We start from the raw sequence: 6,228 nt of genomic DNA, 5'->3' as shown, positions 1-6,228 counted from the left end.
CGCCTCGATCAATTCTTTCCGCGTTGCCATGCTCATCTTCCTCATCGTTCCCTCCCGACCGTTGCCGGGAGCATTCTAGATGAGGCAACGGCCTGTCACTCAGGAGCAAAAAGGGTGAGGCAATGCGCCGGCCATCGTAATTGTCGCCGCGCACTCGCGCTCTCAAGAGCTGTAAAATGGAGTAGATGCATGTCCACCACCATCAAGGGACTGTTTCCTAGCCGCCGGGAAGTCGAGCTTGCAGTCGAACACCTCGTCCAGGAATATGGCATAGAACGGACCGACATTTTCATCGAGCCCGCCGGGAGCGAAAACAGCGCTGGCGACGAGCCTGCCGGGGCGGACGTCGCCAGCGGACAAAACCGGGAAACGTCCGATGGCTCCAGCGCGGCATACGAAGGCCAGCTTGTCGTCTCTGTCGATATGAACGAGGATGAAGGCGATGCGGTCATCCAGGCTTTCCGGGACGCCGGTGCGGTTGAAGTCGCCGGCGGCTAACCTTTGTCAACGGGTGTCCTGGACGCTGCGCCCTAGGTACGGGCGACCGATTTAGGGCATCCACAGCCGCGATGGGGCGTTATCCGATGATCATGCAACAATTTAAAGGACGGTCTGATGCGAACCAGGGAGAAGCTAGCAGACGTAGTCGCTGGTCAGCCGGGGCGGCTACAGCGTAAGCAGTTCGTTCGGTCGCTGAAGGAAACTGCAGGTCGCGCGGTAGTGACGGCGTCTGTCACCTTCGCCGTAGGCTGGGTTCTCAAGCGGATGTTCGAAAATTCGGTGGCCGACGCAGCGAAGGAGGGGGCGGCTGAGGGCGCTCAGCAAGACATCGTGGAAGAAAATACCGGCGTTGCGAAGCAATGCCCCGCACCCGTAGCTGGAGTGACTGATGAGGGGACAACGTAACAATGCACCCCCGGACTTTCGCAGGCAGGCCTGACATTTTGCGCCTTGGCGCCATTCTTACCCTATTTGCGAGACCTTTCTGGAATTTTGCAATCCGAACATAGTGTCTGAAAATTGTAAGAGCCCGATCGGAAATTAAGTTGAGTGGTATCAGCAGGTTAGCTTGACGGCCTGACCTGTCGCTGATTCATGGGTTTCGCCAAAAACTACCATGGATTCAACGATGTGGACCGATACCACTCGCGCCCTTCATGCGCGAAGCGGACTGGCTTTGCCAAGTGATATGACTGATGCCGAGTGGGCGGTTCTGGAACCACTGCTGCCACCAGCGTCGCATGTCGGGCGGCCTCGCAAATGGCCGCTGCGGCGCATTGTCGAGGCTATCCTATACCTGCTGCGCGGCGGCTTGCCCTGGCGGATGCTGCCGCCATGTTTCCCGCCGGTGTCGACTGTGCGGCACTGGTTCTACCTTTGGCGCGACAACGGGCTGTGGCTTACGATCAACCACACTCTGCTGATGGTTGCACGCAAGGCGCACGGCCGGGAGGCTTCGCCCAGCGCCGGCGTGATCGACAGCCAGAGCGTGAAAACCACGGAAAGCGGCGGACCTCGTGGCTATGATGCAGGCAAGAAGGTGAAGGGACGCAAGCGCCACATCCTCACCGACACCGAAGGTAATCTCGTTCATGCCGTGATCCACACCGCCGACATCCAGGACCGCGACGGCGCGCCGCTGGTGCTGGCCGAAATCATCCGGCGTTTCCCCTGGCTGCGCCATGTCTTCGCCGATGGAGGCTACGCCGGAGACAAGCTCAAGGACACCCTGCGCCGCTTCGGTAAATGGACCATCGCGATCATCAAGAGGTCCGATACGGCGAAAGGCTTCGAGGTGCTGCCCCGGCGCTGGGTCGTCGAGCGGACGCTGGCATGGCTGAACCGCAACCGGCGGCTCGCCAAGGACTTCGAACAAACCATCGCCTCCGCAGCCGCATGGCTCTTCATCGCCTCGATCCAGCTCTTCGCTCGCCGCATCGCAAGATCATGAAATCCCGTCCGAAAATTTTGAATCAGACACTAAGAGATTTCAGCGCCGGAAAATTGTTCCGAAATGAGCATGGGGCTTCAAACTATCGACCGCTTGTTCAGGGCGGTTCGCCGCTTAAGTGCAAAAGTGCTCCAACAAATGTCGCCAAAAAGTATTTAATCCCAGGCAGATATATCCATTATCGGAGCCATGCCTGATCTGACTTTCCGACCCGACCGGCGCGCCATGATGATTTCCGGTGCGGGCATTGCTCTCGCGGCCCTTGCCGGGCCGGCAGCAAAGCCATTTTTAGGATCGTCGCCTTCACGCCGAATGAGCCCCCTTCCAGCTGTTCCCCGAAATGGCCCAGGCATGCCTCAGACGGCTTTGGATGCCGCTCGCTTTTCCGTGGACCCGGCGCTGCTGCGCCAGGCTCTATTCGCGCTCGACCAGCATTCCGGTTTGGTCAAGGCGCGCGACCGGATAGCCATCGTCGATTTCACCGCGCCATCTTCCGATCCCCGGCTGCACTTCCTCGATGTGGTCAGCGGCAAGGCTTCGCGTCTACTGGTCGCGTACGGTTCGGGCTCCGACCCGGGGCATACCGGGTTCCTCGAGCGGTTCTCCAACGCCTTCGGGTCCAACGCCTCGAGCGAGGGCGCCTTCCTTACAGGCGATTACTATACCGGCAAGCACGGTCGGTCGCAGCGTCTGGTGGGCTTGGACCCGACGAACAACAATGCGCTCAGCCGCGCCATCGTGATCCATAGCGCCTGGTATGCGAACGACGACATGATCTCGGCTCATGGCAAGCTAGGCCGCAGTCAGGGGTGCTTTGCGGTCGGCGAGGATAAGCTCAGCGACGTTTTCAGTTTCCTGGGCGAAGGACGGATGGTCTTTGCAGCCCGGGCCTAGGGAGCATGAAACCTCTGGGATTTCCATAAGTTGTCATACGGGTCTTACCAGGAGATCCGTGTGCATAGAAGTGTGATCGCTTGCTCGTTGCTGGCCCTGACGGTCGCGCTGCCCGGGTGCCACTCGAAGCCCGAAAGTACATCTCAGAACGCTGAAGCGCCGCCGGTCAACATCGACCAGGTGCGCTGGAGCGATGGGGCAGTACGCCAGTTGCGCGATGCGATCGGTCGCCGCGCCGCGCATGGCCTCGATCGGATGCAGTTCGCCGTGGACGGTCAGCCCGGCAATGCCGAAGGCGACCGCGCCCTGACGCAGAGCGCGTTGCGCTATGCCTCAGCCCTGGCGCGCGGGGCGTCTGATCCGGCCAAGCTCTATGATGTCTATACCGTCACCCGGCCCAATCCGAACCTGCTGAACGCTCTGGGCGCGGCTCTCAAGGCTGGGAACCTCGACAAATGGTTTGATGGGCTGGCACCGCAGGACGACGGCTACCGCTCGCTGTCCAAGTCCTATCTCGCGCTGCGCAAGCAGGACAACGTGCCCGCCGCAGCGATTCCTGACAAGGGCGAACCGCTGAAGCCCGGGGCCACCGACGCGCGGGTTCCTGCGATAGCGCGTCAGCTCGTCGCCTCCGACTACCTCGATCGCTCCGCTGCGCAGGGAAACAGCTACAACCCTACAATGGTCCGCGCGGTGCAGCGCATGCAGGCCGACTACGGGATCAAGCCAGACGGCGTCATCGGTGCCGACGCGCTCGAAATCCTCAACCTGTCGGACGCCGACCGGGCGCGGACGATGGCCGTGGCGATGGAGCGGCTGCGCTGGCTCGACCGCAATCCTGCCCCCACGCGCATCGACGTGAATGTCGCTGCTGGACGGCTGCTCTACTGGCGCGACGGCAAGGTCGCCGACAGCCGCAAGGTGGTCGTCGGTGAGCCTGAAAACGAGACACCGCAGTTGGGATCGCCGATCTATCGCCTCGTCGCCAACCCGACGTGGACAGTGCCGCGTTCGATCCAGAACAAGGAGATCGCCGGCAAGGGCAGCGCCTACCTTCAGCGCAACAACATGGCCTGGAAGGATGGCTGGGTCGTCCAGCAGCCGGGACCCAAAAATTCGCTGGGTCTGGTGAAATTCGACATGAAGAACGAGCACCAGATCTACCTGCACGACACCCCCGCCAAGCAGTTGTTCCAGGAAATCCAGCGCCAGCGCAGTCACGGCTGCGTGCGGGTAGACGATGCATTGGGCTTTGCCGAGATGCTCGCGAAGGACGAGGGCGTGCTAGACGAATGGCAACGAGCTCGTGCGACCGGCAAAGAGACGTTCGTCAAGCTGCCGCGCGAGATTCCAGTGAGGCTGCTCTATCAGACTGTGGTCCTCGGCGAGGATGGTGAGCCCGTCATCCGCTCCGACCCCTATGGCTGGAATGACCCCGTGGCCGCCGCGCTGGGCTTTTCGTCCCGTCAGGCCTACCGCCTGCACAATTCGGGATCCGACGTAGGACCATAAGCCACTACCGACGAAGGATCGACTGCATGCGGGCGCTGGCGATCCTCAACCGACCGGGCGCATTACGACTTTCTCGTCGACTGGGGCCTCATTCTTTTCCCTGCGAGCGGGTGGACGACGGTGAAGCTGAAAGGCAGTCTACGCCCATACGTATAACGGCCGCCCGTAAACGGGCGGCCTTCAACTCATTATGCGATGCTATGCTTCAGCGCGCTCATTTTATCATGGCCTTCTTTGACCGATACGAACGCCTTTTCTACAATGGAACGCGAAGACGGTTCCAACTCGTTGTCGCGCAGCGCGTCTTCGAACTTGGCTTTGATGTGGTCTTCACCACGTTCGACCTCCTGGATGATCGCCTTGTCGTCCTTGCCAGTGATCGCCTGCTTCAGGTCCATAAAGGTCCTGTGAGCAGCCGCCAGAAAGCTGCTGTCGTCCTCAGGGGTTCCGCCCAACCGGCGAACTTCGGCCTGAAGGTCGGTCGCTGCCGCGCTGCGGTCCCGCGCGAACTCCGCGAACATCGTAGCGAACTGAGTGCTCTCAGCATCCTTGGCAGCGTCCTCATAGCCCTTCATGCTATCGAGGGTCGTTTTGATGAGGCCGTTGAGCGTCGAAATCGTGCTATCGGTAGTCATGATATTATCCTTCTTGAGAGTTGCTTCAACCATCAGCCGGCAAACTTGATCCCTTCGAGCCGAAACTCCTATGGCCTGGCTATGATGCGACGGTAGGCAACACCTTGATCGGACAGTCGCTCCTGTTGAACCGGACACACCTGCAGTCGTAATGAATGACCTCGCTAATCCAGACTTACCGAATCAAATTACCCCCGCGTCGATAAATGAGAAGGGATGGTGGCCGATCGGGCCAATGCGGAACTGTCTGCGTCGTGACAGGGCCAGCAGCACGTCATTGATGAACAAAGGTTATTTTTGTCGGGCAGTGTCTGCCTAGGAACGCCTTGGCGCGTCTTCGGCGCTGGACTTGATAAGATATGGAACCAGACACTCCGCGGCTCTTTTGGTTCTTGCCTGCCCGCTTCCGAGAGCGGGTCCATCCAAATGACAGGAGTGTTCATGACCGACCGCCTCGCACTGCAAGATCCTCGCACTCAGTATCCGCAGCCACCGTTTCCAGAACAGCCGCAGACGGCGCCCGGCGTTGCCGCGGAAATGGACCCCAAGCCTGATCATGGCGAGGACAGCTATGTCGGGGCCGGCAAGCTCAAAGGACGAAAGGCTCTCATCACGGGGGGCGATTCCGGTATCGGGCGTGCTGCCGCAATCGCTTACGCGCGCGAAGGTGCAGATGTCGCCATTGTCCGTCGTCAGAACATTCGGCACAACTCGCGGCGTAGATTAGCGGAGTGCGGACCTCGTCAGGGGGTTGATGTTAGGCGGCGAACTTGCGGTGCTGCAAGCGCCGATGTTCGATGGTCTGTCGCTTGATCCTTTCGCGCAGTTTGATGATTGCCGGTGCCCTGCCGAAGTAGGCATCGGCGGGCGTCACGTTGCTGAGGCTCTCGTGGTAACGCTGGTGGTTGTAGTGCTCGACGAAGGCCTCGATCCGGGCCTCGAGGTCGCCGGGCAGGAAGTAGTTTTCCAGCAGGATGCGGTTTTTCAGGGTCTGATGCCAGCGCTCGATCTTGCCCTGGGTCTGCGGGTGTAGCGGGGCACCGCGCACATGGCTCATCTTCTGGGCCTCGATGTATTCCGCCAGTTCGCCGGCGATGTAGCTGGGGCCATAGCACATTGGGAAGCTGCCCCTCGAAGGCAGCATTCGCCTTGATGGAGACAAGGGCGCGTAGCGCCCGACGGCTTCATCAAGGCGGCCATGACCGGCCAGCAGGTCTCTAAAGTGAAGTTGTCGAC

6 protein-coding genes and 1 pseudogene are annotated in these 6,228 nt (G+C 60.4%); 5 read left to right on the top strand and 2 right to left on the bottom strand.

Annotation, left to right across the window (positions count from 1 at the left end; all coding sequences use genetic code 11):
* Positions 1–189 precede the first annotated feature (189 nt).
* The 4 genes from EWH12_RS21225 to EWH12_RS21205 all read left to right on the top strand — a co-directional run bounded on the left by EWH12_RS21225 (position 190) and on the right by EWH12_RS21205 (position 4,357).
* Positions 190–498: a hypothetical protein gene (locus EWH12_RS21225; RefSeq protein ID WP_129927746.1), complete on the top strand. Its 309-nt coding sequence runs from the start codon at positions 190–192 to the stop codon at positions 496–498.
* Positions 499–1,129: 631 nt separating this feature from the next.
* Entirely contained in the window at positions 1,130–1,951 is an 822-nt protein-coding gene (locus EWH12_RS21215; RefSeq protein WP_129927744.1) for an IS5 family transposase, read from the top strand.
* 228 nt (positions 1,952–2,179) lie between these two features.
* Entirely contained in the window at positions 2,180–2,845 is a 666-nt protein-coding gene (locus EWH12_RS21210) for a murein L,D-transpeptidase catalytic domain family protein (RefSeq protein ID WP_129927747.1), read from the top strand.
* Positions 2,846–2,932: 87 nt separating this feature from the next.
* Positions 2,933–4,357: a L,D-transpeptidase family protein gene (locus tag EWH12_RS21205; RefSeq protein ID WP_242496162.1), complete on the top strand. Its 1,425-nt coding sequence runs from the start codon at positions 2,933–2,935 to the stop codon at positions 4,355–4,357.
* A gap of 188 nt (positions 4,358–4,545) precedes the next feature.
* Here EWH12_RS21205 and EWH12_RS21200 read toward each other — a convergent pair whose 3' ends face one another.
* Entirely contained in the window at positions 4,546–4,992 is a 447-nt protein-coding gene (locus EWH12_RS21200; protein ID WP_129927742.1) for a ferritin-like domain-containing protein, read from the bottom strand.
* A 441-nt stretch (positions 4,993–5,433) separates the two neighbouring features.
* On the opposite strand from EWH12_RS21200, the pseudogene EWH12_RS21195 reads away from it, so the two are divergent.
* A pseudogene (locus tag EWH12_RS21195) lies at positions 5,434–5,676 on the top strand (NAD(P)-dependent dehydrogenase); the annotation flags it as partial.
* A 73-nt stretch (positions 5,677–5,749) separates the two neighbouring features.
* On the opposite strand, the gene EWH12_RS21190 reads toward EWH12_RS21195, so the two are convergent.
* Positions 5,750–6,228 (bottom strand): integrase core domain-containing protein (locus EWH12_RS21190; protein ID WP_242496161.1); only part of this gene is annotated, 479 nt, incomplete at its 5' end.

Origin of the sequence: Sphingobium cupriresistens (assembly GCF_004152865.1) — a bacterium.
In the GTDB taxonomy this organism is placed as follows: Bacteria; Pseudomonadota; Alphaproteobacteria; order Sphingomonadales; family Sphingomonadaceae; genus Sphingobium; species Sphingobium cupriresistens.
This window is presented reverse-complemented; position numbering and strand designations above follow the sequence as displayed.